We start from the raw sequence: 25,771 nt of genomic DNA, 5'->3' as shown, positions 1-25,771 counted from the left end.
TGACGCAGCGGTTGTCGTTGCTTGGGTCGCAGTTTGGTCAACACTGGTTTACTTTGTACCGCTAACTGGATTTTAAAGACCAACTATTCAACAAATGAGGGGCGCATAAGTGCTCCTTTTTTGTATCTGAACCGCTTCAAATTCATGACGTTGATAAACATTCTTCACAAAATACTTTGTTGTTATCGATAACGATTTTTTGTTGGATATCGACGCAAGCAGGGGTATGATGGCGGCGTTTGGGGAGTAGTTAGCGCAAGTTTATTTATCGTCATCTCGTTAAGCATCAGCTTATCCGGTAAATAAAGGTGTCACTTGATTCGTCATGTGATCACTTCAACGAGACCAACGCATTCATTGACTAGCAGACACATGGGTAATGTGACTGTTGGTTTGTATTGTTTGCGGAAGGTCAGCCCGAATAATGTCCTTCCGCATGGGAGGAAGCATGTCTCTTATCGAAAATACCACCCAATTATCCCAGTCTGTTCCACTGCAAGAATCACTGACAATGTACGGTGTATTCGGCCTATTTACTTTGGTTTTAGTCGCTCTCGATATCTATCAGACTCGTGGCGGCGTGATTACCATGAAAAAAGCAATTGGTTGGAGCGTATTCTGGTTCTTATTAGCGTTTGTCTTTGCAGGCTCTATCTATTTCTTCTGGGATTATTACGCGCCTCATAGCGTTTATACTCACGAAAAAGCGACCATATCGTTCTTAACTGGTTACTTGCTTGAGAAATCGTTAAGTGTCGATAACTTGTTTGTGTTTGCAATCATCTTTGCGCAATACAAGGTGCCAGAGCATTTGCGTCCACGCGCTCTATTGTGGGGTGTGATTGGTGCGTTAGTTCTACGTGCAATCATGATCGCAGTAGGTGCTCAATTACTTGCTCAATACCATTGGGTGCTTTACCTATTCGCAGCATTCCTAATTTGGACAGGTATTAAACTGGCGCGAGATAAAGGCGAAGAAGAAGAGGTGAACCCATACCCAGAGCAGTTCATTCGTAAATTCTTACCAGTGACAGAAGAGTATCAAGGTAACCACTTGATCTTGAAACAAGCAGGTAAGTGGGTTGCAACGCCAATGCTGATCGTTGTTGGTGTGATTGCAGTGATGGACGTGATGTTCGCACTGGATTCGATCCCTGCAATCTTTGCGGTAACGCGTGAACCGTTCTTGGTATTAGCAGCTAACGTGTTCGCTCTGCTTGGTTTACGTTCTCTGTACTTTGTACTGCAAGCAATGTTGGACAAGTTTGTGTACCTAAAACCAGCGCTGTCAGTGATCATGATGTTCATTGGTGTGAAGATGCTACTGGTTGGCACGCAATACGAAATCCCAACGGTTTGGTCATTAACTTTCCTAGTGACAGTGATGACGACAGCGGTTATTGCTTCTATCTATAAGAACAAAGAAACCAATAGCTCTAGCGTTAAAATTACTAATCAAAACTCTTAAGTATTTTGTAAATTCAAAATCCTTTAAAAGAATATTTGGTTAATTAAATGTTGCAAATAAACTTGGATTTACCTGTGTAAATCCAAGTTATTCAACTAAAGATTCGCTTTATTGAATAAGTATGCGGTTAGTTGGATTTTGTATTCTTATGGTTTGTAACGGAATTGTTTTATAAGAAAAACTAATCTGAATAACCAAATTTTGTCATTTTTTGCTCAGAGAAAAAATGACTAATATACAACCAACAAAACAATTTACTGCTTTTAAAGAGAGGCAATCATGGCACAAGCAATGCAAATGACAAATGTAGCTTTACCAACCTCTATGGATAAGAAGACCTACGCGGTTAACTTCAAAGGATTGATTGCTCACTTACTAGATATTCTTTTCGTAGACAACTCTGCACCTCGCAGCTACTACGCAGAAGACCTATCTGCACACATCCAGAAAGACATCGGTATGTACCGTTAATCTGAATGGAAAGCGAATTCGAAATGCCGGCTTAATCGCCGGCATTTTTGTATCTGAAATCGCCACATCTAAAACCGCATTGAAAGCTATCTGTCGCTAGCACGGTCATAGTCAGTATCAAAGAAAAGGAGCTGTCTATGATTAACGCGATTGCACTTGCTGCTATTACCAGTCTTTCAGCATCACAAAGTTGGGTTCATGAAGGGCAGCCCGCACAAGTGATAGAACTGTTTACCTCCGAAGGTTGCTCAAGTTGTCCACCAGCAGACAAATACCTTTCTACGTTTGAATCCAACCCTGATTTGTGGGGCAAGTACATTCCCGTTGCTTACCACGTTGATTATTGGGACTATCTTGGCTGGAAAGACAAATTTGCAAAGCCTGAATTCTCGCAACTGCAACGTTTGTATCGTGCTTATGGCGCGGTAGGGAGTGTTTATACTCCGGCATTTGTCGTTGATAGCGAAGAATGGCGCGGCTTCTTCAATTGGCGTAAACGTGTATTACCCAACAATGACAACGAGAAAGCTCAAACACTAGCACTAGAGCGCTCTGGCAACCAATTCACTCTACGATTTGAAGATAATGGTACGTATGACGCAACGATTGTGTTTCTCTCAAGTAATGAAACGACACCGGTTAAGCGCGGTGAAAACCGAGGGAAAGTGTTAGAACATGATTTTGTCGCGTTAGAGAAGCAACAAGGTCGCTCAAAGAACGGAGAGTGGACGTTTAAGCTCAATCAACCCATCAAGAACATTGATGCTGTTGCTGCGTGGGTGACTGAGCCAGGGACCTTTAATCGTGTGCAGACTGTCGCGGGTGAGATTCGTTAAATGAACTAGAGGGATGCCTTCCAATCCGAAAGCGCTTTGATGTGTTCTGGTCCAATACCGCAGCATCCACCTATAATGGTAGCTCCGCGCAGATGCCATTCTTGCGCAAAAGCTAGGTACTCTTCTGGTGATAGCTCCCGCATCGATTGTAATGCGCTGTTGGCTTCGTGGTTAGATTGGATTGCGGTGAAGTTGTTTGCGTAAACCCCAATTTCAATATCGAGCTTATGTTGGTTTAAAACTTCCTTGGCATCACTGACAGCTCTTACCATTACTTCAGGTACTGAACAGTTAAAACAAACACTGATGGTATTGGTGTTATCTGCGCTTTGTGCAATGTGCTCAATGGCTTGGATAACGGTTTCCCCAGAACGCAACAGCGCGGTTTCCAATGAGTCATCATTTAAAGAAAAGGCATACGCAGTAGGTTTGGTGCTGCTTGCGAACACGCTTTGTAAACACGTTAGCTCTTCTAGGCTGCAAATGGTCTCTGCTAACCAAAGATCAACGTAATCCTCTTGAGCTTCAAACAAAGTCCTGAAAATGATTTCACCTAATTTGGGTTCGAACAGATCTGGTCGATAACTACCAAACGCTGGTGGAATACAACCCGCTACTTGAACGTGTGTCGATGACTTATCTGCACATTCACGAGCAATTTGGGCTGCAAAGCGTGCTAGGTCACTGCCTTTCTGATCGTAAAGGGCTTGTCCAAGGTGGAATGGCACACAGGCATAACTGTTGGCGATGATGATCTCTGCGCCAGCGTGGATAAAGTTGTTATGCGCTTGGTAAACGAATTCTGGCGATTCAATCAGAGCTTGTGCGCTCCAAAGTGGTTGAGAGAATGGGGCACCCATGCGTTTCAGTTCTCTTCCCATACCGCCATCAAGGATGGTTAACTTCTTCATACTACAATCCATCTAAATTCTTCTTAGTTGAACCTTAAAATAAAATAGCGATGAGCGAAAGTGACTAACGGAAAAGGATAGGCCAAGTAAGTGGGCAGATAAGTAGCGAGTTAGCTAACCGAATGGTGCGGAACATCAGAAACGAAAACGGGGTCCCGATTGGAACCCCGTTTAATTCGAAAGTAATGTTGAGATTACTTCTTACGGCAGTACTCAGCGATCACGTACATTGACTGACCACCGTTTGCCTTACCTGAAACAAGTTTAGGGTCATCACCAAGGCTGATACCGCGAATAACAGTACCTTGTTTGATTACTTGGTTTGTACCTTTAACTGGTAGGTCTTTGATTACTGTTACATCGTCACCTTTCTTAAGTTCAGTGCCGTTGCAGTCAACAGTTTTATCGTCAGCAGACATACCTTTCATAGCCCAGTTCATTTGCTCTTCTTCCATGTACATCATGTCAAGAGCGTCTTGAGCCCAGCTTTCTGTGTTTAGGCGAGTAAGTTGGCGCCATGCAGTTACTTGTACCGCAGGAACCTGACTCCACATGCTGTCGTTCAAGCAGCGCCAGTGGTTAATGTCTTTAGGATCTTCGATCTCACCAAGACACTTATCACAAACCATGATAGCAGTATCAACCGTCACGTTACCGTGTGGTGGAACAGCAAATGCTGTTAGTTGAGACTCAGAAGAACACAGTTCACATTTTGACTCGCAGCGAGCAAGCAGAGTAGCTTCGATAGACATAAGGACTCACCTTAGTAATGTTTTTTGGTGGCGGTATTATCCACTTTATCCTGAGAAATAAAAGGGTGTTAGAGAATTAAAGGCGAGATTTTACAATATTCCAACCTGAAAGAGGTGAAGATGTAAAATATTGGCTAAACAAATAATATCTAGAATATAAATAAGGGTGTTGATTGCTTTGAATGATGAATCAGTTGCATTGATGAATGTTATTGCTGAAGGGTAAAGTTATCCAAATGAATGGAAAGTGCCCCCTGATTTTCAGAGGGCATGTTGTTTTATCGTTCAATAATCTGCACAACTTGGTCTTTAGAAATGCTCATTTCTTTGCCATCCACGTCCTCGTATTCGTACATGCCAGTATCTTCGTTTAAGTCCGGCTTGCCGTAAGAGGTAATGATTTTCCCTTCATTCGTTGACATTAGGTATTGGCTGCTGCCGCAAGCGGCAAGAAGCAGTGCAGTGGCAATAACGGTCAATACGCGCATAAAGTTTTCCTTTTTAAACAAGTAAGTTAGACAAAGACAACGTTTTAACTATAGCAGAGGAAATATGAGTGGGTTTGAATAGAACAGAAACGAAAAAGCCCAGTCGAAACTGGGCTTTGATTTGGTAACGATGCTTACTTAAGTACAGCGGTGTTAGTTACACCCGTTAGCATATCGTCCATTAGGAAGTCAGCATTTTCCATCTGCATCTCTACATGATGGTCTAGGTCCGCTAACGTACCGCCAGGAGAAGCGAATGTACTGTGTGTCGCCGTTGCATTGAACTGTACAAAGCTCGCAGAAGGAGACACGGTTGTGTTCGAACTGTTAACAGTTGTTAGTCCTAGTTTCGCTGCTAGAGGTTCAGTACCCGCAAACGGTGCATTGGCTACGTTGTTTGGCACAGTATCGTCACCATCGACTTCTGTCATAAAGAATGGTGTTGATAGCGAACCTGAAGCCATTAGGTCACTCGCGTTAGTAAATGGATCTACCGTATCTAGCGTCGTCTGCGCAGCGTAGATAAAGCTAGAGAAGCCAGACTCAAGTGCCGCTAACTGTGCTTCTGTTGCTACTTGCTCAAATGCTTCGTAACACGCTTTATCTGATAGTTCTGCACAAGATGCATCAGCATAGCTCGCGTACTCAGTTGATGCTGCATAAGCCAAGTTGTGTTTGATCTGTGGACCAAAGTTAGACGAACCAAGCAGTAGGTTACCAATTTGGCCACCTGCGTTTTGAATTGATGCGCCGCTGAATGTGTACAGTGCGTCTGCCGTTGGGCTACCTAATGTGTTGTTCGCCGCCGCTACAGCAGAAGTACCGACGATGCCACCCAATGAGTGACCAAGCATCTTCACTTTTGAACCCGTCATTGGGTTAAAGCCTTGAAGCGGGCTGCTTGCTAGGAGGCCAGCTTGCGCTGAAACCACTAAGCTTGCACGTAGACCAAGAACATCAAGTACGCTTTGGCGAAGGTTATCACGCGCTACCGCTAGGTTAGACAGGTTTAGGTAAGCCAGTACATCCGCATTTGCTGAGCGTTGGTCATCTAAGCTACGAGTGCCGTGGATAGGCAGGTCAATTGCGATAACAGCAACACCGGCTTTCACCATGTTGAACGCAAAAGAATAAGCATTTTCTTTGGCTGACGTAATACCGTGTTGGTAAATCACAACATCTGTAGGAGTGCCAGTTTCTGGCGTAAACAGTAGGAACTCCACGTCTTCTAATGACTTAACCACAGGTACTGGAGAGTAGCGAGTAATAATGCGGTCGCTGTCGAGTTGAGTGCCGTCTGATAGGAACAGCGTAGAACCAACCAGTTTCAACTGTTCGGTTGGATCGGTTGCTAGCTTGGTCACATCAACAGGATCATCAGCAAAGACACCAGTAGACAGCTGTTGAACCATGTTCGCTTGCTCTGCAGGATCCGCCAACGCTGCACTTAGCTTCGCTAGGCTAGGCATTGCAGAAACCATAGGCTGCATGTTCCAATCTGCGCCTTTCTCTAGGTAATGCGGTAGTCGCACCACACCCTGAGTAACATTCACATCGACAGCTGCGCCAGCGTACAAACCTTTGATTGCCGTCTTAGCGGCATCCAGATCGCTGATGTACTTGTTGAAGTCTTCATCGGCATCTAGTGCAGTAACAAAGTCTTGCGTTGTACCTAACGTCATTGTGTATGCTGTTGCTAAATCTACAGAACCTTCATTCGCATCGTTCTTGTAAACCGTGTTTAGCGTATTTGCACCTGTAGCAAAGCCTGTTGCTGTCACGCCTTTTACTGCAGCAAGCGTATCGCCGACAGACTGGGTGCTAAACCATGAAGAGTAGACGATGTCAGCTGGGTTCACGCTTGCTAGACCGAAAATGCCTTCTACAGCGGTTGTTGCCGCTTGTACTGAAGCTAGGTCACCAGTCTCGTAGACAATCTCTTTTGATTTACCTGTCGCGTAGCTGCCTGAAGTGCCGATAGGGTTACCGTTAACATCCTGAATCGCTTGAGTCACTGCGAAGATATATTCGCCAGATTCATCAAGAGAATTCATGAATTGGATGTAAAGCGAGTTGCCGCTTGCTTGCACAACGAAATCTGTACCAAGCGTTAGCACTTTTTCAATTGGGTTTGAAGCACCATCCCAGTCAGTCAAGCGCTGGTTGATCTTAATAACGCTAACGCCAGACGTCACAAGACCATCTGAGAAGCCGTCGCCATTAAAGTTAAGCACGATTGGCATTGATGTTGACCAACCATCCATCGTGTTCATTGCCGCTAACGGGTTAGTTAGAGCATCATCACCACCGGTAGGAAGACCAAGTGTTCCGTCTGTTGTATCCATCAATAGGTAAGATGGCGCAGGAACATCTGCATTGGCACCTTGAAGTGTAAAGCTGATAGAAGTGTTACGGTCAAGAAGCGCTTGAACTGCTGGCTCAAACGTGACGGTATCAGATGTGCCTGAGCTAGAGGTATCGTCACCACAACCTGCAAGTAGGATTGCAGAACAAAGCAGTGATAGTTTAAACGTGTGTTTCATTGGTTTACTCCGTTAATCCTGATTATTTGAAGGTGTAGTTCACTTGAACAGCACTGATGTAAGCAGTACCTTCTGAGTCGAATGTGATCTCTTGATCTGCTGCATTGGTTTCAGTGAATGAACCAGACTTACTCTTAACAAAAGCGAAACCTGCATCGAAGGTTAGGTTCTCTTTCATTGCATAAGTCACGCCTGCGCTGTACCAGAAACGGTCGCTATCAGGGATGCTCAATGTTGCTTCACCTGCTTGCTCGTCGTAGGCGATACCAGCGCGAAGTGTCCATTGATTGTTTAGTGTGTATGTACCACCGAAGGAGTAACGGTTGTTGTCTTCATATTTCTCAGGTTTAAAGAAGCACACGCCATCAACACAGTCTTTGCTGGTTGCTTTTAGCTCTTTAAATGTGCTCCAGTCTGTCTGTTGCCATCCGTAGTGGATCGCCCATTTATCATTTAATTGATGGAATGCAGACAATTCGATAATGGATGGGAGAGAGATTTGTAAACGGCCATCGACTTTTGACGCATTAGCGATGCCAGAGTCATAGCTGCTGAATTCACCTTCATCGAAGTCTAAATCCACTTTGGAGCGGTAACCGAATCCAAAACGGTTGTTTTCATTCAATTCGTAAAGGGCACCAATGTTCCAACCGAAAGCGAAAGTATCGCCTTCCATGCCGATTAGGTTGTCAGATTTTTTGCTTCCTGGGCCAAATAACGGCGCCAATGCGCCTTTGTGGCGAGTAAGCTCTGCATGCGCGTAAACAATGTTAATACCACCACCAACGCTAAACTGTTCGTTGATGCGGTAAGCAATATTCGGGTTAATGTTAACCGAAAGTAGGGAAGTATCACCCGCCATGTCACCCGCAGAAATGTCATCTGGGTAATCGGTCGCGACACCGTAAGTGGTGAACATGCCAATACCCCAAGCCCATTTGTCGTTGATTGGGCTGATGTAGTAGCCAGCCGGAACGATTTGTAGTGGGGCAACGTCATTCGCGTGTTCTTTATGGAAAGTGTCATAGACGTTAACTTCAGGATCGACGACAGATAGCGCGCCTGAAAATTGAGCTTCTTTAAAAAGTGTCATTGCAGCTGGGTTGCGTGCTAATACGCTCGCATTGTCGGCTACTGCGCCTTCACCTGAAAATGCTCTACCAAGACCAGAAGCCGAGTGTTCGGCCACCTGAAAGCCCGCAGACTGGGCATTACACGCAAACAATATTGAAATTGTAAGCAGAGAGCAGTGCTTCTTGTTCATCCTTGACCCTCCTAGGGTGTCATTATATTAGACCGAAGTCTTTGTATTTGTTGTGTGCCTTTTACACCAGTTGCTGTCGGTTCGATTTACAACTGCAATGTAAATATAATGTTAATTGTATGTTTATTAACTTGTCAAAGATCAGACGTATATTGCGTTTTAAATTTGATGCATAGGTCAAACCGCAATTAATAAGGCCATGTATTATGGTGATATTTTTGTAAAGAATGGTATGACCAGAGTTGTTTTGTAAATCTTATGATTAAAAGCTAATCAAATACGTGTTGTTAACATGCTTTTCGTTCGATGCCATTGCAGGCATAATTCGAACTTTGTGTTTATCGCATTGGAAATCGCGTTGGAATTACTACACATTGAATTTTTAGGAAAGTCGCTCAGGCTTGAAGGCTCTATGGCAGGTTGGCAACAACTGTTTTGGGATAACACCTTGGTGTCGCAGATTGCTGCGAGCGATGATGACTCAGGCAAGACACAGCATGAGTTCAAGCTCACTGCTGGAGAGGATGTTTTACATTGCCAATTGAGCTGTGAACTAAACTGGCAACCATTTGATTTTAAGTATCAAGCGACAGTAAATGACTCACTGGTTGTCGAAGGGACTCGTGACGAAAAAGACATCGAACGCCAAGTACCGGTAGAACCGCCACCGGCAGAAAAGCGTTTTAGTCTCATTGGTATTGTGTCGCTCGGCATGAAGGCGTTGAAAAGCGCGAAGGTCATTAAAGTGGCGTTAGCCTCTGCAAGTCTTGCGGCATACTCATGGCTGTTTTCGATTGAGTTCGCCCTCGCATTGGTGGCGTGTTTAGTTTTTCACGAATATGGCCATATCCGAGCAATGAAGTACTTTGGTATGAAGATCAAAGGCATCTACCTCATCCCATTTTTAGGTGGCTTAGCGCTAAGCGATGAAAAGATAAACACACGTTGGCAAGATGTGGTTATCTCCATCATGGGACCGTTCTTTGGGTTAGTCCTCAGCATTCTATTCACCGTCTTATATTGGATGACAGGGGAGATGATCTTTGCGGGCCTTGCTGTGTTTAACGCCTTGCTAAACCTCTTCAACTTGCTGCCGATCTTGCCATTAGATGGCGGACATGTTCTTAAAAGTATCACCTTTTCAATGAATACATGGGTTGGTTTGGCAGGGAGTATTGTCACGGCTTTGCTCGGTATCTACATCAGTTACACCTTCGGCTTAACGTTGCTTGGTTTCTTGCTATTGATGGGGATGTTAGAAGTGGTGATGGAATGGCGAACCCGACACCACAGTCATTTACTGCCATTAACCCGATATGGGCAACTGTTCTCGTTTGCTTGGTACTTGGTTTCAGTCGGAGGATTTATTGCCATCATTTGGTACTTCGCCGGGTTAGGAGACAGCTTACTGAGCTTGCCTTTGCAGATCTTAGGTACGTAGACCCATTAAGTAAAAACACAGACGAATAAAAAGAGCTCCGAAATGGAGCTCTTATTGTTTGCAATCTAAGGACAGTTCTTAGCTAGAGTGCCTTGAGTTTTGAATCAACCACACTTGGGTGCTTTAACGTTAGATTCTGGCAGTGTTTTAATGGTTGCTTGTAGATCTCTAATACGAGTGCTGTGCGATGGGTGAGTTGAGAAAAACTCTGGTGGTTGAGCACCACCTGCAACGCTCATGTTTTTCCAAAGATCGACACTCTGGTTAGGATCGAAGCCAGCTTTTGCCATAAACCCAAGACCAACAATATCGGCTTCAGATTCTTGCGTTCGTCCATAAGGAAGAATCACACCGTATTGAACTCCCACACCAAGCGCCGCCATCGTCATCTGCTGGTATTGCTTGTATTCAGACGCACCGATTGCAACATTAGCAAGTGATAGCCCTGCATTGGCTAACTGGCTTTGAGACAAACGCTCATTACTGTGATCAGCCAAAACGTGTGCGACTTCATGGCCGATGACCGTTGCAAGTTGGTCTTGGTTTTTCGCCACTTTCAGTAAGCCGGTATAAACACCAATTTTACCACCCGGTAAAGCAAAGGCGTTTACCTGAGGGCTGTCAAACACAACCACTTCCCATTCTTTGAAGCCTGCTTGAGGCGGAATCGTGTCGGTGATTTGTTTCGCAACACATTGAACGTAGGCATTGGTCTTTTTGTCTTTACTGATTGGTATCTCTTTCTTCATTTGGTCGAATGACTTTGCGCCGAGCGATGACATCTCTTGGTCGGAAAACATCAAAATTTGGTTACGGCCAGTGGGCGAAGAGCTACACGCTGTTAGACCTGCAACGGTCAAAAGTACTGAGGCTTTAATCCATGTTCTCATAGCGGGGGCCATATAAATATTTTTTGTTTTGTACCAATAGTATAACGCTTAGTAAAGAAACGTTAAGTCATTATGTTGATCACGTTGAGACTTGCGTTTGACCTTGAAGTCGCGATGCGATCAGGACTATGCTAGGCGCACTTTTCATAGATAAATCGTCCAGTGCGATACGGGACGAGACAAGAGCGAAAAATGAGTATTTGGAAAAAGCCAATTAACTTAGACATTCTTAACGCCACCTCAAAAAATACTATGATGGAGCATCTGCAAATCGTCTATACCGATTTCACTGATGATTCACTGAGCGCGACCATGCCTGTGTGCAGCTTTACACACCAACCACTGGGTATGCTGCATGGTGGTGCGTCTGTTGTACTTGCGGAAACGCTTGGTTCACTTGCCGCGAATTTCTGTGTAGAGGAAGGCAGTTACTGTGTTGGTTTGGACATTAATGCAAACCATGTTCGTGCGATGCGCAGTGGCCATGTTATTGGTACCGCAAAGCCTGTTCATTTGGGCGTGTCTACTCAAGTGTGGCAAATCGAAATCACCGATGAACGCGGACGTCTGGTTTGTACGAGCCGTTTGACGATCGCAGTAAAACATCCGAAAGAAAAACAAGTTCAGTAAGAGAATACTCATATGGTCATTGAATTCTCTTTAGGAAAAATCATCGCAACGCAGCGTGAAATTGTTATCAAACTAACAGGTAGTGCGATGGTTACTTTGCAAGCACAAACTGATGCAATTCAGCTACTTGGACGTGGAGCAAATGTTGTTTTAGCCCATGGAGCGGAAACGAAATGGTCGATCAAACTCGACGATGAAGATCAATTACGCCAACTAGCGCAAGAAATTGGTATCGACATTCAATAATTTGCACGTCTGAGTTTGCACTTTTCACGAAAAATGAGGAAACTTAGTTTATCGTTATGAAAACTAAAATTTCCTCTTTATGAGTAGCCCTCGTTTACGCGTTCAGTTCGAAACGCTGTTTGAAAAATTTTCTGGTAATGACACGGATGTTCAACTCGAAGACATTACCGAAGCACTCTTTTGTACTCGTCGAAACGCTCGAATCGTCCTCAACAAACTAGAGGAAGAAGGGTGGATCGAATGGCATCCTGCTGCAGGCCGAGGCAAGCTCTCTAAATTGATCTTCAAGCGCAATCGTAGCGATGTAAGTGAGAATCTTGCACGTCGTTACTTAGACGAAGGGAAAATAGGTCAAGCCCTTGAAGCGCTCGACAACGATGCAGCTAAGCTCACTCAGGTTATTCAGGGCTATTTAGGTCTGCAACATCGACAAGGTGAGCAGGTCGTTCGTTTGCCTTATTACAGACCGCTTTCTATGTTGAACCCGCAAAAACCAATGCGCCGTTCAGAGCAGCATATCGCGCGTCAGGTGTTCAGTGGCCTTACAAAACTCGACGACAACGAGCAGCTTCAACCCGATTTAGCGCATTACTGGGAAGCACTTTCAGATACACATTGGCGCTTCTACCTACGTCGTGGTGTTCGTTTTCATAATGGCGAACTGCTGACAACAGACTGCGTTATCGAAAGTATTGGGGCGTTAAGCGAACTCAACTTATTCTCTCACATAGAGAAGGTCATCTCTCCAGAGCCTTGGACGGTAGATATCCACTTAGTACGCCCTGATAAGTACCTGCCACTCGCATTGAGTGAGTCACAAGCCAAAGTCTTATTACCAAGCAACTTACGTTCAGAAGAATTCGATAGAAAGCCAATCGGCACAGGCCCATTCCAAGTTAAAGTCAATGATGACAAACGCTTAATTCTGACGGCGTTTGATGGCTACTTTGGTCTGCGTCCACTCTTGGATCAAGTTGAAGTTTGGGTGATCGACGAGGCTTACTCATCGATGGTTTACCCAAGTTTGACTAAGCCACAAATGGATAAACAAGCCTCGACGGATGAAGTCGAGCTTGATCCCGGATGCACTTTTCTACTACTGAATAAAAATACAGGTATTGCAAAAGACCCAAGATGGGCGGAATTTTTGAGTCAAACCTTGAACAGCTACCAAGTGTATTCCCATGTTCCTCAAGACAAGGTCATTGAACTAGGAGTGCTGCAAGCATTTGGATTAAAGCCTGGTTGGATTGACCTTAAACCGACAATGTCCGGTGACGCGCCCCAGAAAGAGAAAACCATTTGTGTCGCTTACCAAAAGAAACACCCTATGTTTCCTGTTATCGCTAAAGCGATCAAAACCTTGCTCAAGCCACATGGCATTGATGTAGAGTTCATTCGTTACGATACTCAGCCACCTTCACCAGAGGAAGTGGATATCTGGATAAAAGCGATGGGTATTGCGACCAACCGTAACGACGCACTTGCAGGTTGGCTATTGGATTATAGCGATATTGATAAATTTAGTGCGGGTTATGATTTCTCTGGTTGGTCAACGCTGGTGGATCAATGGAGAGCAGGGCAACACACGGATTTTCCTGCTCGAGAGTTAGGCAGACAACTGGTAAAGAGCTGCCAAGTGATCCCGATGTTCCACTGTTGGTTAGGCGTGAACAAAGACCACAGCGGTGCCCTGCAAAACGCCAAATGTAACGCCTTAGGTTGGTTTGATTTCAGTACCGTGTGGGTAAAACCGAAGATAGAGAAAGATGGCGAAACCGAATAAGAAGCAACCGACCAAAACGGTCGAGATATTTTGTGCAAAATGTAAAACGCAGCTGTTTAAATATCGCAAAGGCGGTAAAGGGGCATTAGTGAAGTGTTTTAAAGAACGCATTGTTGAAGACTTCACCAATACGCCTTGCATTTGCCCGGGTTGTGAACAAGAGTTTGCAAGAGACACGTTAGTAAGAGGAACACCAGCCTACAAGATGATTGGCGGCAAGGTGACGATGAAATAAGAGTCAGTTATGAGCGAACAACATGAATACTGCATGGTATTGAGTACCGCAGGTACGCAGAAGAACCGAGACGAGATCATCAAAGGTTTGCTGGAAGGGCAACTTGCTGCTTGTATACAGACCATGGCAATAGAGAGCCACTATGTATGGAAAGGGGAAGTGTGTAGCGATAATGAGTGGTTGTTGATCATTAAAACACGCAAAGACTTATACGCTTTGGTTGAAGACAAAATAAAAGACCTGCACGAATATGAGGTGGCTCAGATCGTACAGGTCCCAATTGTAGAAGGTTTTAACCCTTATCTAGAGTGGCTTCGCCAGTCGACGTTGAGTTGTCAATAGAAGCAACGACAGTATCGCACCCATGGTGTCACATAACATGTCTTTCTGGGCATCCCAAATATCGCCTTGCGATCCCAGGAAGGCGATCCCCTCATCACCGCCTGCAATTTCCGCATACCACCATTCGATGATCTCGTAGCCAGCCGCCAAAGACATAATGGCAAACAAAGCGAACCAACAAGCAAACCCAACACTGATCTTTTTCTTATTAATTAGATATTCAGCAATCGGGTAAGCGTATAAGCCAATCGAGAAGTGAGCAACACGGTCGAAGTTATTGCGCTCCGAGCCAATTAAGTTGTTGAACCAATCAAACGGAACCTCTGCAAAGGTGTATTTGGCACCAATGGTGTGAAGACAAAGCCAGATAAACATCAGTATATAAGCGGTATTGCTGAATTGGTAACGAATGGAAAGCGCCCAAATGGCAATGAGAATACCGATGGCAGGAACGATCTCTGCAAACCACACCGCGCGAGAGCTTGGCTCTAAGGCTGAAAACAAAAAAACAACGGCGTAGAAAATCGTTAAACCCAATAAGGTAGAAGTACTTTTCATAGAGAAATTGATCCTTCAATTGAAAACTGTGGTTATGATTACACTTAATTGTACAGTGTGCAATTGTTTATTTTGTCGGGGAGATGCTTACTTTTTATGTTGATATATTGCCAAACTGCTCAACAATAAAACGTTTGCGCGTAAACATTTCATTAAAGTTTGATTTACAACATGGCCATCCATAGAATTCATCGCTCAGTCTAATAAAAAAGAAGTAAAGTCATGAAACTGGAAACTGTCGATTATCTTGCTGACGATGCTGCTCAACAGTTCGTCACCTCACTGCGCGAAACGGGCTTTGGTGTTCTTAAGAACCATCCAATTCCACAAGAGCTCGTCGAGTCTATTTACAAAAATTGGTACGAGTTCTTCTGCTCTGAACAAAAGAATGATTTCCAATTTAATGTTGAAACACAAGACGGTTATTTTCCACCATCAGTTTCTGAAGTCGCGAAGGGGCACTCAGTTAAAGACATTAAAGAGTACTTCCATGTTTACCCTTGGGGTCAAATGCCAGAGCAGCTTAGAGAAGAAATTCTTGAGTACTACGAGCGCGCAAATGCCTTTGCTCAAGAGCTTCTTGGATGGGTGGAAGAGTACGCACCAAAAGAGGTTCAAGAGAAGTTCTCTATCGCGTTGTCTGAAATGATCAACAACAGCGATAAAACACTATTACGTGTTCTGCATTACCCACCAATGACGGGTGAAGAAGAACCAGGCGCGATTCGTGCGGCAGCACATGAGGACATTAACCTGCTGACTGTTCTGCCAGCAGCAAATGAACCGGGCCTTCAGGTAAAGAGTAAAGAAGGTGATTGGTTAGATGTACCGTGTGACTTTGGTAACTTGATCATTAACATCGGTGACATGCTACAAGAAGCATCAGGTGGTTACTTCCCATCTACGACTCACCGTGTAATTAACCCAACAGGTGGTCGTCAAGAGAAGTCTCGTATCTCGCTTCCATTGTTCCTACACCCGAAGCCAGATACGGTTCTGTCCGAGCGTTACACAGCGCATAGCTACCTAATGGAGCGCCTAAGAGAGCTTGGCGTAATTTAAGCTAACGAGATCCTCCTTCAAAAGGCTGACGGTTTATGACTGTCAGCCTTTTTGTCTTTATGGTACAAATTGACTAGCTTTAATAACAGGTACTTAAAACGGTTAGGGGATACATGGACGAACAATTCGACGTTTGCCAAAACGGACAGCAATACATGGAAAACCCATTGTTGTGGCCGATTCTAGAAATTCTCCGTAAACAACCAACGAGTTGGAAGGTACACACACTTGCGCAAGAGCTCAGTGAGCACGATTATATTCCTCAGTTAGATCCATCTCCGGATAAAGACCTCTTTAAGCGCAATTTCTTGTTGATGAACGCGCTCTATCAACTGCAAGAAACACTTTACCCGGATGGTTGGCTACAAGTTGAAGCGATGAACATTGTGCTAATGTCTGCAATTGAAGCTTCCCGTCACAGCATCGACATCAATGATCCACTCAGAGAATACTACCTTGATTGGAAAAATTACGAAGCCGATGAAGGCGAGGTACGTAGACTACTCAATGACTTTTGGAGTCGATATCAACGCTACATTGGTGGAAACACTTCTAGCGACTTGGATCGAGCGAAAGCGTTGAGTTTATTTGAATTGGGGGCGGAGGCGACTCGGACAGATATTCGTAAGCAGTGGAGAAAGCTTGCATTACGGTGGCACCCAGATCGAGAGAACGGTGATGCAGATAGGTTTCGTATTCTCTGCGAGGCTTGGAATGTACTACGTAGCGGATAAAATAAACATTAGTCACAGTGTAACGTTATTTATCCTTTACCTATCAGCCAGATACAAAAAAGGCAGCGTTCATCGCTGCCTTTTGCTATTTGTCTTGTCCAGTGCTAACGAGAAGGTTTGAACTGAGACTTACGCATGCGGTTTAGGGCTGCCATTACATCCAATGTGCGTGGTTTTGCTAAGTCACCTTGTTTAGGTAGTGTCGCGTGCCATTCGCCAGAAAGCATGTCTTCGATTTCTTTTGCTGGGTGGTTACACCAACCCGGAAGTTGGGCAATTTGGAACCACAACCAACCAATCGCGTTTACTTCATCCGCGGATTCTAGTTGTTCAAGTGCACTTAGGTCTGCGAACTCTTTACCAAAGCGAAGAGAATCTTTGCCTTTCGCGTTCACGCGGAATTTCCCGTCTGTCAGAATGTTCATCAGTGCTACTCGGTTCAATGCACGAGGGCGGAACGTTTGCAGACTCTCTTCAGATTCGTTATGACGCTGAGTAGGGTGCTGAGCAATCACTTGTTTTGCTTTTTCAGTTACATCAACCGCTTGGTAGTCGTGCATTTGGATTACGGTATCTGCAACGTCTAGGTAGTCGCCAGAACCACCCATAACGATGATGGTCGAGATCTCTAGCTCATCACGTAACTGGCCGATACGGTCAACTAATGGTGTAATTGGCTCATCACCTTTTGCTACCAACGCCTGCATGCGCTCATCACGGATCATAAAGTTGGTTGCTGAAGTATCTTCATCGATAAGCAAAGAACTTGCACCTGCTTCAATAGACTCTTGTAGCCAAGCCGCTTGAGAGGTAGAACCCGATGCGTCTTGTGTAGAGAAATCAGCCGTGTCTTTGTCCATTGGCAAGTGATTGATGTAGTTCGATAGGTTCAAGTGATGAACACAACGACCATCTTCAGCACGAATCTTCATTGCATTCCCATCTGTCACGATGTATTCGCGGCCATCGCCTGGAATGTGATCGTAGATAGAGCGTTCAACGGCGTTCAACAACGTCGATTTACCATGGAAACCACCACCAACAATCAAAGTGATACCTTTAGGGATACCCAAACCCGTTACGTAGCCTTTGTTAGGCGCATGTAGCGTCACTTGAAGTGATTCTGGCGCTTTGAACTCAACCGCGTCTTTCATCGGCAAGTCACAGTTACCTGCAATACGTGGAAGGATGCTGCCATTCGCTACAAAAGCAACCAAGTTGTTTGCTTCTAGCTGCTCACGCAGAGATGCTTGGTCTTCAATTACCTTACAGTGCTCAATCAATGCGTCTTTGTTCAGTTCACGTTCTAGCGTCGCGCGACGGATAAACTTCGGCAAGTAGAAAGTAAGGATGTTGTTGGCTTTCTTACCAAGAACAGAACGACCTTCTGCAGGCAAGTTAACGCGGAAGCGAAGTTCAATGCCTTCTTCAGTGAATAGCACTGCTGTGTTGTCTAGAACGGTTTGGCCGCTTAAAGAGATTGATACTGCGTTCTCTTGTTTTGCAAACTCGTCGAAGCTTCGAGCAATAAAGTCACGAGCCGCACGCTGAAAAGCAGGTGATTCGTCTTTTAGCCATTCAAGACCGGTTAAAGACCACGCGCGAGTTGCACGTAGGCGAGAAGCAGATGCGTATGGGTCGCCTTGAACGTAATCAATGTACAAGTCGAAATCACCGAAGTCGTATTGACCCTTGATTTGTTGGTATGCGCGGTAGTTCTGCTTTTCGATTTTCTTAAGCGTGGCAGTCAACTGATCCATGAAGATAATGGCCTTTTTATTGGAAGCGGGCGGCGATTATAGAAACCACCGCCTGCAGAGTAAAGGAAATGCTTAGGAAGAATAGGTGTATTGACCACCTAAAAGGTTTTGATTAAACAAACTTTGTTCAAATTCATTGCACGGCATAGGTTTACCATACAAAAAGCCTTGTCCAATATCGCAGCCTTCATTGATCAAAAACTGCTCTTGTTGGGCTGATTCAATACCTTCTATGACCACTTGTAGATCGAGCTTTTTCGCAATGTGTATGATTGAACAAATGATGGCTCTGTCGTCATCAGATTTCTCCATTTGTTGAACAAAGCTTTTATCGATCTTAATCGCGTCAAAAGGGTATTTCTTCAAATAACTGAATGACGCATACCCTGTACCAAAGTCATCAAGTGACAATGTCACTCCAAGATTGTGTAATTTATTCAATGTGTTACGAGCCACGACTTCATCTGCAATCAACGCACTCTCAGTCACCTCTAACTCTAGGAAGTGTGCAGGCAAATGGAAGGTTTCAAGTAGATGTTCTATTTGCTCAGCGAAATTAACGTTTTGTAATTGGATAGGAGACACGTTCACGGCAATCTTGAAATTGTCCACCAGCTCAGACCACTGTTTGGCTTTATCAATCGCGGTTCGCAAGACAAAAGAGCCGACTTCAAAAATCAATCCGTTTTGTTCTGCCATGTGAATTAATGCTTCGTTGGATACATCACCCAAGACAGGATGACGCCATCGCAATAGTGCTTCGGCACCTATCCATTTGTGCGTATGTGGAAGTACCTTAGGTTGGAAGTACAGCATTAAGTCGTCGTTACGAACAGCCTGTAATAGGTAGCTTTCAAGCTGATTGTGATTGTTCAGTTCTTGAGTGTGGCTCTCACAGAAGTAGTTGTACGATTCACCAGACTCTTTACACAGCAACATGGCATAACAGGCGTTTTGCAGCAGTTGTTTGGCGTGACTGCTTCTGTGTGCTTGAACGACGCCAATATAAGAGTGAAGGTGGACTTCGTTTTCATCAATGTGGAAGTTGCCGACGCTGACATGGGTGATGTCTTCAAGTAAGTGTTGGACTTTTGATTCGATGTCTTCACCAGAGACAACAATCACCAAGTCGTTTGAACTTGGACGACCAGTCACAAAATAACTGGATTCGTTGTGGCCTAGGCGGAAGCGAAACTCTTTCAATACCTCGTCAAAGGCTTCAAATCCGTATTTTGTTTCGATACTGCGCGCGTTACTAAAACCGACGTTAATCACCACCAAAGATTGTTGGTCATGATCCATGGTTTCTAATATGTGGTCTAACACTTCTTCAAGTGCAACGCGGTTTAAAAAGCCTGTCCCATGATCGTGGGTTTGTTGATAGCTTACCTGCTTTTCTGCGGCCTTACGTCGGTCAATTTCTTTTGTTAGCGAGTAGCTAAGTTGGGCGAGGTCAGTCGTTCTATTCTCGACTCTATTTTTCAGTTCGTTATTTAAGCGCAGTAACTTATGTTGTTGGAAAACGACGGCTAGTTGAGCCTCTATGGATTCTTTAAATGTGCTCAAGAGTTCTCGGTAGGTGTCGTTGTACTGATTTTCTTTGGTATCCAGCATACAGATGGTGCCGAATGTTTCCCCGTTTGGCCAATAGAGTGGTAAGCCACAATACGAGATCATGCCGAGCTTAATATCGGGATTGTCTTTCCACTCTTCATCAATGAGCGCGTTAGGAACGATGAGTTCGCGTTTGTTTTTAATGACATGCTCACAGTAAAGTCCATGACCAAGTTCTTCTTTGTCACCGACTTTATAAGGGTTGTTATCAGTCTCGCTGGAGGTATTTACTTCAATGTGGTTTGGGTGGATACGCATGATCAGCGTAGTTGGGACATCCGCAATGCGCGCGAGCAGGTTGACGATATTTTGCCAGCTTTTCCGCATGGATTCGGGTATTTCATAATCTAATGTTTGCAATGTACCCATATAGGTCATCCTTTCCCGTAATTTCACGTCCTGTGAATGAATATCGTTTTTGTTTTTGCACGAGCTTGTTATTTAACCACTCGTTTATTTAAAGTATAGGGGGGGCGGATTCGGAAACAAAAAAAAGTCCCGAAAACCTTTCAGGACTTTGAATTACTTGGCACTATCTCAATAGTGAGACGCTTTAAATTAAGGCTTTAATGCTTTCAGAGTCTTCATTGAGATGTCTTGAGCATAATCGACACCCTCAAAGTTAAAGCCGTTCAATTTCATAAACTCGTCTTTAAAACCGTCGTAATCACCGATATCAGCGAAGTTGTCTGCGTTCATTTGCTCTAAAAGTGCAGAAACTTCTTCTTGCACTTGAGGATCTAACTCAAGATCATCGATACGAATCAAGCGTTCGCCATCAACGGGTACTTTGCTTTGGTCGTAAAGCTTTGTCGTGAACAGACGTTGCATTTGCTCAATACAACGCTCGTGAGTACCTTTCTCTTTCATTACGTGGTATAGCGCAAGTAGATAAGGGCTCAGGGCAGGGATGAACACACTTGCCTTGGTGACGAGCGCTTTACACACTGTTGCGTAGGCAGCGCCGCCAAAGTTCGCCATCTTCATGTTCAATGCATGGCTGGTTTGGTGAAGGTCGACTTTTGCTCGGCCTAACGTACCGTCTAGGTAAATTGGGTGGGTAACTTCTGGGCCCATGTAAGAAAAGGCAATCGTCTTACAACCCTTGGCAACAGATTCAGAGTTGATCAGTGTGTCTATCCAGCTTTCCCAGTCTTCACCACCCATTACTTTAATCGTGGCTTCTGCTTCTTCTTCTGTTGCTGGCGCCAATGTAGATTCTACCCATTGGTCGTTTTCCAGCATGATTGAAGCGCCCGTTACCGATTCTCCAATTGGCTTAATGACACTACGCCAAAATTCTTCAGATTCAGGCTTAGGGCGAACGCCTGTTGCTAAGCTGTAAATCACTAAATCTACTTCACCCTCAAAGTAGGTTTCAATGGCTTCAATAACTTGGCTACGGACTGAGTCTGAGAAAGCATCACCAACGATGTTTACTGCAGTGCGACCATGATGAATGGCTTCTTCTTTAAAAAAGATGTTGTTGTACCAACCAGCACTACCGACACCTTTGTCTGACGGTCCGCGTTCAAATGACACGCCAATGGTGTCTGCTTTAGCACCGCCAAATGTAAGGGCGATACGGGCGGCCAAGCCAAAACCTGAAGACGCACCAATGATCAAAACACGCTTGGGGCCATTTTTGATCTGCGGTGCTTGTTTAACGTATTCAATTTGCTCTTTGATGGAAGCGCGGCACCCATACGGATGTGCCGAACGAGCTACAACACCTTGAATTAACGGTTCTATTTGCATTTTTATTATCTAACCTTGGTGAATAATACTTTCGACAGGGTAACGTAAAGTTAGGTAAAACTTATTGAGCTAGACCAGTAAAATTAGAGATGTTTAACCAATTCTTCGGCGACGAAGTCGGCAATGAAAGGTTGAGCTTCCGGTTTAGGGTGCAGGCCATCGTCCATCATCCATTCTGGTTTGACGATGACGTGCTCTAAAAAGAATGGCATTAACGCGACTTGTTGATGCTCGGCGAGTTTCGGATAGATATCGTAGAACATATCACTGTATCGCTTACCATAGTTCGGTGGGACACGGATTTGCATCATGACAACATCCGCACCAGAATCTTTGATCATGGTAATCATTTTCGATAAGTTCGACGTAATAACATTAGGTGGAAAACCACGAAGGCCATCGTTAGCGCCGAGTTCGATAAGAACAAGATCCGGTGTGTGTTGCTCAAGAAGAGAGGGTAAACGAGCCAAGCCATTGCCAGTGGTGTCTCCGGAGATGCTGCCGTTTACAACTTTTACATCTTGGCCGTGTTCTAATAAGGCATCAGGGAGTAAGTTAGGCCAGCTCTTCTCAATCGGCATCTGATAACCAGCGCTCAAGCTGTCGCCCAAAACAAGTAACTTTTCGCTCGCATGTGCGGTGGCGGAAAGGCAGAAAAAGAGAACTAAGGAAAGTATACGAATCATGCAAACACCTGTACTTAAAGCACCTATTGTTCAAGCTAATTTAGTTTCTAAACAAGTCTCTACTAATCAAGAACAATTAACAATCCTTAAAAATGTAAATGTTGACATTAGAAAGGGTGAGAAGATTGCTATCGTTGGCACCTCTGGTGCCGGTAAATCGACGCTCATGACGCTGCTTGCTGGACTAGATACGCCGACGTCTGGTGAAATCACGTTACTTGGACACGAACTATCTAAACTGGACGATGAAGCTCGAGCTAAAATACGTGCAGATTCACTGGGATTTGTGTTTCAAAGCTTCTTGTTAATCCCGAGTTTGAGCGCACTGCGTAACGTTACTCTTCCTTGTCTTTTACGTGGTGAATCTGAAGATGATGCACGAGCGACAGAACTACTGACAGCGGTAGGGCTTGAGAAGCGTCTTGACCATTTGCCAAGTCAACTATCCGGTGGTGAGCAACAACGAGTTGCTCTGGCTCGTGCATTCATGACTCAGCCAGAACTTTTATTTGCCGATGAACCAACGGGCAACCTTGATCATCAAACGGCAGAGAAAGTCATTGAGCTTCTGTTCGACCTTAATGAACAGCATGGCACGACGCTGATCTTAGTTACGCATGACAGTCATTTAGCGAGTCGCTGTGACCGTGTCTACCGTATGGAAGCGGGTGAGTTAGAAGAGGAGGTGTTATGTCCGTGATCTCCCCAAGTGAACAAAGCTCTGCATCAAACAAAAAAGCTCATCAGTCGCCGAATAAAAGCTTGGTTCGTTGGAGCTTCGGGGAAATACGTCAAGGTAACTTGTGGCCGATAAGCGTCGCACTCATTCTTGTTATAGCCAGTATTTTTGCTTTGTCTGCGTTGGCAGAACGAATGGAGCAGGTCATCGTTAAGCAAGGCAAAGACGCATTAACAGCCGATGCCGTGTTTGTTTCAGCAAACCCCATTCCGGATACACTTCTCACTTCAACTAAAGAGCTTGAGCGCTCGACCATGACGCACTTTGCAACCATGGCGTTCAGCGATAATGGTATGCAGCTTATCTCGGTACGCGGAGTCGATGAGCAATACCCATTGATGGGTGACTTGGTTTTGGACAATGACTCATCAGGGCACATAAAGCCAAATCAGTTGTGGTTGGATGAGCGAATCATGGCACAATTGGATGTTGATAAGGGTGACGTTGTCACTATAGGCGACGCCGATTTCACGGTTTCCGGTGCCGTTTTGATGGAACCAGGATTGAGTTTCAACCCTTTCCAACAAATGCCTTCGGCTTACATCCACAACAGCGACGTTGATAAAACAGGCGCGATTCAAGTAGGTAGCCGAGTACAGTATCGTTTATTCCTTAAAGGGGATGCTGCAACACTGACGCAACTGCAAGACAGCACTGAGCTTTCGCCAAGTGATCGTTGGCGTACTCAGGATACGGCAAGTCGAAGCAATGAGGTGTTTGAACGCACAACACAATACCTTTCTTTGACCGTAGCGATTGTCATCATCATGGCGGCAACCACGTTGGTTTTGACGTGTCAAAGCTACGTAAACAGCCGGACACAAACCATCGCGATGTTGAAAAGCTTAGGTGCGAGTCGTCGTTGGATTGAAAAGTGGTTATTGATTCAAGTTACCATTTTGCTGGTAAGTGCAAGTATTGTGGGCTTGTTACTGGGCAGTGGCTTGGAGTATTTGTTACGAATCCCACTCAAGGACTTGCTTCCAAACCCACTGCCTAGTTACGGTGTCACTCCATTTTTAGTTTCTGTTGTTTCAGCGGTTCTGATTACGGTTCCTGCGCTGGGGATTCCGTTACTTGGTTTGATCAAAACGCCGGCTTTAGAAGTTCTGCAGCAAGGTTCAGGTAAACGTTCATGGAAGCGTATGTGGTTAGTGCTGGTTCCTGTGGTGCCATTGCTTATCCTTTACGCGAACAACACACTCGTTTGGATTGTACTTGCGGGAATCGCTGCATTGTTTGTTGTACTCGCCATGATGAGTGTCATGTTGACCAAGTTGTTCGCTCGCGTTTCAACTCGTCCAGCAATGAAACTAGCGTTAAGTCGCATCAACCGTACGCCCGTGACAAGTGGATTGCAGTTTGGTGCGTTATCACTGTCCTTGATGTTGCTTTCAATCATCTGGCTTGTACGTAGTGACATACTTGCCGATTGGGCGAGAACACTCCCAGCGGATGCGCCTAACGTCTTTGCATTGAACATTGCTGATTACGAACTTGATAGCTACGTGGAGACGTTAGATAAAAATGGCGTGACGCGGTCACAAGCTTTCCCGATTATTCGAGGACGGTTGGCCGAGATTAATGACGTGAGCGTCAAAGAGATCAAATCTGAAGGTCAGGGCTCTGATGCAGTAAGCCGTGAACTCAACCTTACTTGGGGAGATTCTCTACCTGAGTACAATGACATTCTTTCCGGAGAGTGGACCAACAAAGGTAGCGTATCGGTAGAAGCAGAAGTGGCCAGTGAGCTTGGCATTGAGTTGGGCGACAAATTACGATTTGTGATCAACAGTCAGAACTTCGATGCGACAGTAGACAGCATTCGTCATGTTGAATGGCGAGATATGAAGCCAAACTTCTACTTTATCTTCTCTTCGGATGTTATGGCGAGCTTGCCAGGTTCTTACCTGATTAGTTACCGCATTAGCGAAGAGAATGAAGCGCTCTTAGCATCTATGTCACGTGAGCACCCAACCGTTTCAGTGTTAGATATACGAACGATGGGCGATAAAATCCAAGAGCTTATTCAGCAGATTGTGTCAGCCATTACCATCTTGGCGTTGTTAGGTGTTGTCGCTGGCTTATTGTTGATATTCACATTGCTTCGATTGAGCTTGTCTCAACGTCAGCAAGAGATTCGACTTTATCGAACTCTCGGGTCTAGCAAAAAACGGATTAACACAACATTGTGGGCGGAATACGGAATTATGGCTCTCGTCGCGAGTGGTGTGGCGGTATTTGCAGCCGAGCTTTGTGTCGCAGCGGTGATGAAGTATGGCTTCGAGTTGAATGCGCAAATCCACCCAGAACTGTGGATAGCTTTACCATTTGCTACGTTTGCCGTTCTCGCCTTGGTCGTCATGAGTCTTTTGAAAAGATTATTAACGCCAGTAAACACTTAATTAGCTTGTAATAAGGTCAAACGGAAGCACTCCATGACAGTTTTATTTTAGTTATCCACAAAAACAGTGGATAACTTTTGGGATAACTGAAGTGTTAATAAAGTGGGGTGTTTCCGCAGGCTTTACGCCATGGGTGTTAGCGTTAAATTATT

At 44.8% G+C, this 25,771-nt stretch carries 24 protein-coding genes; 13 read left to right on the top strand and 11 right to left on the bottom strand.

Annotated features, from left to right (window positions below; genetic code table 11):
• Positions 1 to 448: 448 nt before the first annotated feature.
• The 3 genes from H735_RS03575 (at position 449) to H735_RS03565 (ending at position 2,775) form a co-directional block, all read left to right on the top strand.
• Positions 449 to 1,468: a TerC family protein gene (locus H735_RS03575; RefSeq protein ID WP_005441878.1), complete on the top strand. Its 1,020-nt coding sequence runs from the start codon at positions 449 to 451 to the stop codon at positions 1,466 to 1,468.
• 279 nt (positions 1,469 to 1,747) lie between these two features.
• Positions 1,748 to 1,939: a hypothetical protein gene (locus H735_RS03570; protein ID WP_005451745.1), complete on the top strand. Its 192-nt coding sequence runs from the start codon at positions 1,748 to 1,750 to the stop codon at positions 1,937 to 1,939.
• A 137-nt stretch (positions 1,940 to 2,076) separates the two neighbouring features.
• Entirely contained in the window at positions 2,077 to 2,775 is a 699-nt protein-coding gene (locus H735_RS03565) for a DUF1223 domain-containing protein (protein WP_020196918.1), read from the top strand.
• Between the two features lie 5 nt (positions 2,776 to 2,780).
• Here the strand turns inward: H735_RS03565 and H735_RS03560 are convergent, their stop codons facing one another.
• The 5 genes from H735_RS03560 to H735_RS03540 form a co-directional block, all read right to left on the bottom strand.
• On the bottom strand, positions 2,781 to 3,686 hold the full coding sequence (locus tag H735_RS03560) for a homocysteine S-methyltransferase family protein (RefSeq protein ID WP_020196917.1): 906 nt from the start codon (positions 3,684 to 3,686) through the stop codon (positions 2,781 to 2,783).
• A gap of 194 nt (positions 3,687 to 3,880) precedes the next feature.
• A complete protein-coding gene (locus H735_RS03555) occupies positions 3,881 to 4,438 on the bottom strand; it encodes a PhnA domain-containing protein (RefSeq protein WP_005441869.1) in 558 nt (185 codons plus the stop codon).
• Positions 4,439 to 4,716: 278 nt separating this feature from the next.
• Positions 4,717 to 4,926 carry a YgdI/YgdR family lipoprotein gene (locus tag H735_RS03550; RefSeq protein ID WP_005435119.1) on the bottom strand — a complete coding sequence of 70 codons (210 nt, stop codon included), beginning with the start codon at positions 4,924 to 4,926 and terminating at the stop codon, positions 4,717 to 4,719.
• A 134-nt stretch (positions 4,927 to 5,060) separates the two neighbouring features.
• The gene (locus H735_RS03545; protein ID WP_020196916.1) at positions 5,061 to 7,469 is read right to left on the bottom strand and encodes a VolA/Pla-1 family phospholipase; all 2,409 of its coding nucleotides are present in this window, start codon (positions 7,467 to 7,469) and stop codon (positions 5,061 to 5,063) included.
• Positions 7,470 to 7,491: 22 nt separating this feature from the next.
• Positions 7,492 to 8,733 carry a porin gene (locus H735_RS03540; protein ID WP_009704461.1) on the bottom strand — a complete coding sequence of 414 codons (1,242 nt, stop codon included), beginning with the start codon at positions 8,731 to 8,733 and terminating at the stop codon, positions 7,492 to 7,494.
• A 412-nt stretch (positions 8,734 to 9,145) separates the two neighbouring features.
• Here H735_RS03540 and H735_RS03535 point away from each other — a divergent pair, with 412 nt between their 5' ends.
• Positions 9,146 to 10,174 carry a site-2 protease family protein gene (locus H735_RS03535; protein ID WP_020196915.1) on the top strand — a complete coding sequence of 343 codons (1,029 nt, stop codon included), beginning with the start codon at positions 9,146 to 9,148 and terminating at the stop codon, positions 10,172 to 10,174.
• Between the two features lie 104 nt (positions 10,175 to 10,278).
• Here the strand turns inward: H735_RS03535 and H735_RS03530 are convergent, their stop codons facing one another.
• Entirely contained in the window at positions 10,279 to 11,064 is a 786-nt protein-coding gene (locus tag H735_RS03530) for a M48 family metallopeptidase (RefSeq protein ID WP_020196914.1), read from the bottom strand.
• A 192-nt stretch (positions 11,065 to 11,256) separates the two neighbouring features.
• Between H735_RS03530 and H735_RS03525 the strand changes: the two genes are divergently transcribed.
• The 5 genes from H735_RS03525 (at position 11,257) to cutA (ending at position 14,303) form a co-directional block, all read left to right on the top strand.
• Positions 11,257 to 11,694, top strand: coding sequence for a hotdog fold thioesterase (locus tag H735_RS03525; protein ID WP_020196913.1), 438 nt, complete (start codon positions 11,257 to 11,259; stop codon positions 11,692 to 11,694).
• A gap of 12 nt (positions 11,695 to 11,706) precedes the next feature.
• Entirely contained in the window at positions 11,707 to 11,940 is a 234-nt protein-coding gene (locus H735_RS03520) for a DUF3389 domain-containing protein (protein WP_020196912.1), read from the top strand.
• A 79-nt stretch (positions 11,941 to 12,019) separates the two neighbouring features.
• Positions 12,020 to 13,726 carry an SgrR family transcriptional regulator gene (locus H735_RS03515; RefSeq protein WP_005435131.1) on the top strand — a complete coding sequence of 569 codons (1,707 nt, stop codon included), beginning with the start codon at positions 12,020 to 12,022 and terminating at the stop codon, positions 13,724 to 13,726.
• Positions 13,710 to 13,961 (top strand): hypothetical protein, encoded by a 252-nt coding sequence (locus tag H735_RS03510; RefSeq protein WP_009704455.1) that lies wholly within the window; start codon positions 13,710 to 13,712, stop codon positions 13,959 to 13,961. The genes H735_RS03515 and H735_RS03510 overlap by 17 nt, the downstream gene beginning before the upstream one ends.
• A gap of 9 nt (positions 13,962 to 13,970) precedes the next feature.
• The gene (gene cutA, locus H735_RS03505) at positions 13,971 to 14,303 is read left to right on the top strand and encodes a divalent-cation tolerance protein CutA (RefSeq protein ID WP_009704454.1); all 333 of its coding nucleotides are present in this window, start codon (positions 13,971 to 13,973) and stop codon (positions 14,301 to 14,303) included.
• Here cutA and H735_RS03500 read toward each other — a convergent pair.
• Positions 14,265 to 14,861, bottom strand: coding sequence for a DUF2238 domain-containing protein (locus H735_RS03500; RefSeq protein WP_020196911.1), 597 nt, complete (start codon positions 14,859 to 14,861; stop codon positions 14,265 to 14,267). The two genes, cutA and H735_RS03500, sit on opposite strands and share 39 nt — an antisense overlap.
• A 222-nt stretch (positions 14,862 to 15,083) precedes the next feature.
• On the opposite strand from H735_RS03500, the gene H735_RS03495 reads away from it, so the two are divergent.
• Complete coding sequence (locus H735_RS03495; RefSeq protein WP_009704452.1) at positions 15,084 to 15,923, top strand: isopenicillin N synthase family dioxygenase; 840 nt, start codon at positions 15,084 to 15,086, stop codon at positions 15,921 to 15,923.
• 113 nt (positions 15,924 to 16,036) lie between these two features.
• Entirely contained in the window at positions 16,037 to 16,657 is a 621-nt protein-coding gene (locus tag H735_RS03490; RefSeq protein ID WP_020196910.1) for a DNA-J related domain-containing protein, read from the top strand.
• Positions 16,658 to 16,761: 104 nt separating this feature from the next.
• Here the strand turns inward: H735_RS03490 and H735_RS03485 are convergent, their stop codons facing one another.
• The 4 genes from H735_RS03485 to tesA all read right to left on the bottom strand — a co-directional run bounded on the left by H735_RS03485 (position 16,762) and on the right by tesA (position 22,475).
• Entirely contained in the window at positions 16,762 to 18,417 is a 1,656-nt protein-coding gene (locus H735_RS03485; RefSeq protein ID WP_020196909.1) for an ABC-ATPase domain-containing protein, read from the bottom strand.
• 72 nt (positions 18,418 to 18,489) lie between these two features.
• Complete coding sequence (locus tag H735_RS03480; protein WP_020196908.1) at positions 18,490 to 20,400, bottom strand: bifunctional diguanylate cyclase/phosphodiesterase; 1,911 nt, start codon at positions 20,398 to 20,400, stop codon at positions 18,490 to 18,492.
• 189 nt (positions 20,401 to 20,589) lie between these two features.
• Positions 20,590 to 21,789: an enoyl-ACP reductase FabV gene (gene fabV, locus H735_RS03475; protein WP_020196907.1), complete on the bottom strand. Its 1,200-nt coding sequence runs from the start codon at positions 21,787 to 21,789 to the stop codon at positions 20,590 to 20,592.
• 83 nt (positions 21,790 to 21,872) lie between these two features.
• Positions 21,873 to 22,475 (bottom strand): multifunctional acyl-CoA thioesterase I/protease I/lysophospholipase L1, encoded by a 603-nt coding sequence (gene tesA / locus H735_RS03470; protein ID WP_020196906.1) that lies wholly within the window; start codon positions 22,473 to 22,475, stop codon positions 21,873 to 21,875.
• On the opposite strand from tesA, the gene H735_RS03465 reads away from it, so the two are divergent.
• Positions 22,474 to 23,175 (top strand): ABC transporter ATP-binding protein, encoded by a 702-nt coding sequence (locus tag H735_RS03465; RefSeq protein WP_020196905.1) that lies wholly within the window; start codon positions 22,474 to 22,476, stop codon positions 23,173 to 23,175. The genes tesA and H735_RS03465 overlap by 2 nt on opposite strands.
• A complete protein-coding gene (locus tag H735_RS03460; protein ID WP_020196904.1) occupies positions 23,166 to 25,619 on the top strand; it encodes an ABC transporter permease in 2,454 nt (817 codons plus the stop codon). Before H735_RS03465 ends, H735_RS03460 begins: the two co-directional genes overlap by 10 nt.
• Positions 25,620 to 25,771 lie beyond the last annotated feature (152 nt).

This window comes from Vibrio owensii CAIM 1854 = LMG 25443 (assembly GCF_000817815.1).
GTDB lineage: Bacteria > Pseudomonadota > Gammaproteobacteria > Enterobacterales > Vibrionaceae > Vibrio > Vibrio owensii.
Note: the sequence above shows the minus strand (reverse complement) of the source record. Positions and strands in the feature narration are given on the sequence as shown.

Coding starts and splice junctions, on each gene's coding strand:
- H735_RS03575 (WP_005441878.1), top strand. CDS start 449: ATGTCTCTTATCGAAAATACCACCCAATTATCCCAGTCTGTTCCACTG.
- H735_RS03570 (WP_005451745.1), top strand. CDS start 1,748: ATGGCACAAGCAATGCAAATGACAAATGTAGCTTTACCAACCTCTATG.
- H735_RS03565 (WP_020196918.1), top strand. CDS start 2,077: ATGATTAACGCGATTGCACTTGCTGCTATTACCAGTCTTTCAGCATCA.
- H735_RS03560 (WP_020196917.1), bottom strand. CDS start 3,686: ATGAAGAAGTTAACCATCCTTGATGGCGGTATGGGAAGAGAACTGAAA.
- H735_RS03555 (WP_005441869.1), bottom strand. CDS start 4,438: ATGTCTATCGAAGCTACTCTGCTTGCTCGCTGCGAGTCAAAATGTGAA.
- H735_RS03550 (WP_005435119.1), bottom strand. CDS start 4,926: ATGCGCGTATTGACCGTTATTGCCACTGCACTGCTTCTTGCCGCTTGC.
- H735_RS03545 (WP_020196916.1), bottom strand. CDS start 7,469: ATGAAACACACGTTTAAACTATCACTGCTTTGTTCTGCAATCCTACTT.
- H735_RS03540 (WP_009704461.1), bottom strand. CDS start 8,733: ATGAACAAGAAGCACTGCTCTCTGCTTACAATTTCAATATTGTTTGCG.
- H735_RS03535 (WP_020196915.1), top strand. CDS start 9,146: ATGGCAGGTTGGCAACAACTGTTTTGGGATAACACCTTGGTGTCGCAG.
- H735_RS03530 (WP_020196914.1), bottom strand. CDS start 11,064: ATGAGAACATGGATTAAAGCCTCAGTACTTTTGACCGTTGCAGGTCTA.
- H735_RS03525 (WP_020196913.1), top strand. CDS start 11,257: ATGAGTATTTGGAAAAAGCCAATTAACTTAGACATTCTTAACGCCACC.
- H735_RS03520 (WP_020196912.1), top strand. CDS start 11,707: ATGGTCATTGAATTCTCTTTAGGAAAAATCATCGCAACGCAGCGTGAA.
- H735_RS03515 (WP_005435131.1), top strand. CDS start 12,020: ATGAGTAGCCCTCGTTTACGCGTTCAGTTCGAAACGCTGTTTGAAAAA.
- H735_RS03510 (WP_009704455.1), top strand. CDS start 13,710: ATGGCGAAACCGAATAAGAAGCAACCGACCAAAACGGTCGAGATATTT.
- cutA (WP_009704454.1), top strand. CDS start 13,971: ATGAGCGAACAACATGAATACTGCATGGTATTGAGTACCGCAGGTACG.
- H735_RS03500 (WP_020196911.1), bottom strand. CDS start 14,861: ATGAAAAGTACTTCTACCTTATTGGGTTTAACGATTTTCTACGCCGTT.
- H735_RS03495 (WP_009704452.1), top strand. CDS start 15,084: ATGAAACTGGAAACTGTCGATTATCTTGCTGACGATGCTGCTCAACAG.
- H735_RS03490 (WP_020196910.1), top strand. CDS start 16,037: ATGGACGAACAATTCGACGTTTGCCAAAACGGACAGCAATACATGGAA.
- H735_RS03485 (WP_020196909.1), bottom strand. CDS start 18,417: ATGGATCAGTTGACTGCCACGCTTAAGAAAATCGAAAAGCAGAACTAC.
- H735_RS03480 (WP_020196908.1), bottom strand. CDS start 20,400: ATGGGTACATTGCAAACATTAGATTATGAAATACCCGAATCCATGCGG.
- fabV (WP_020196907.1), bottom strand. CDS start 21,789: ATGCAAATAGAACCGTTAATTCAAGGTGTTGTAGCTCGTTCGGCACAT.
- H735_RS03465 (WP_020196905.1), top strand. CDS start 22,474: ATGCAAACACCTGTACTTAAAGCACCTATTGTTCAAGCTAATTTAGTT.
- tesA (WP_020196906.1), bottom strand. CDS start 22,475: ATGATTCGTATACTTTCCTTAGTTCTCTTTTTCTGCCTTTCCGCCACC.
- H735_RS03460 (WP_020196904.1), top strand. CDS start 23,166: ATGTCCGTGATCTCCCCAAGTGAACAAAGCTCTGCATCAAACAAAAAA.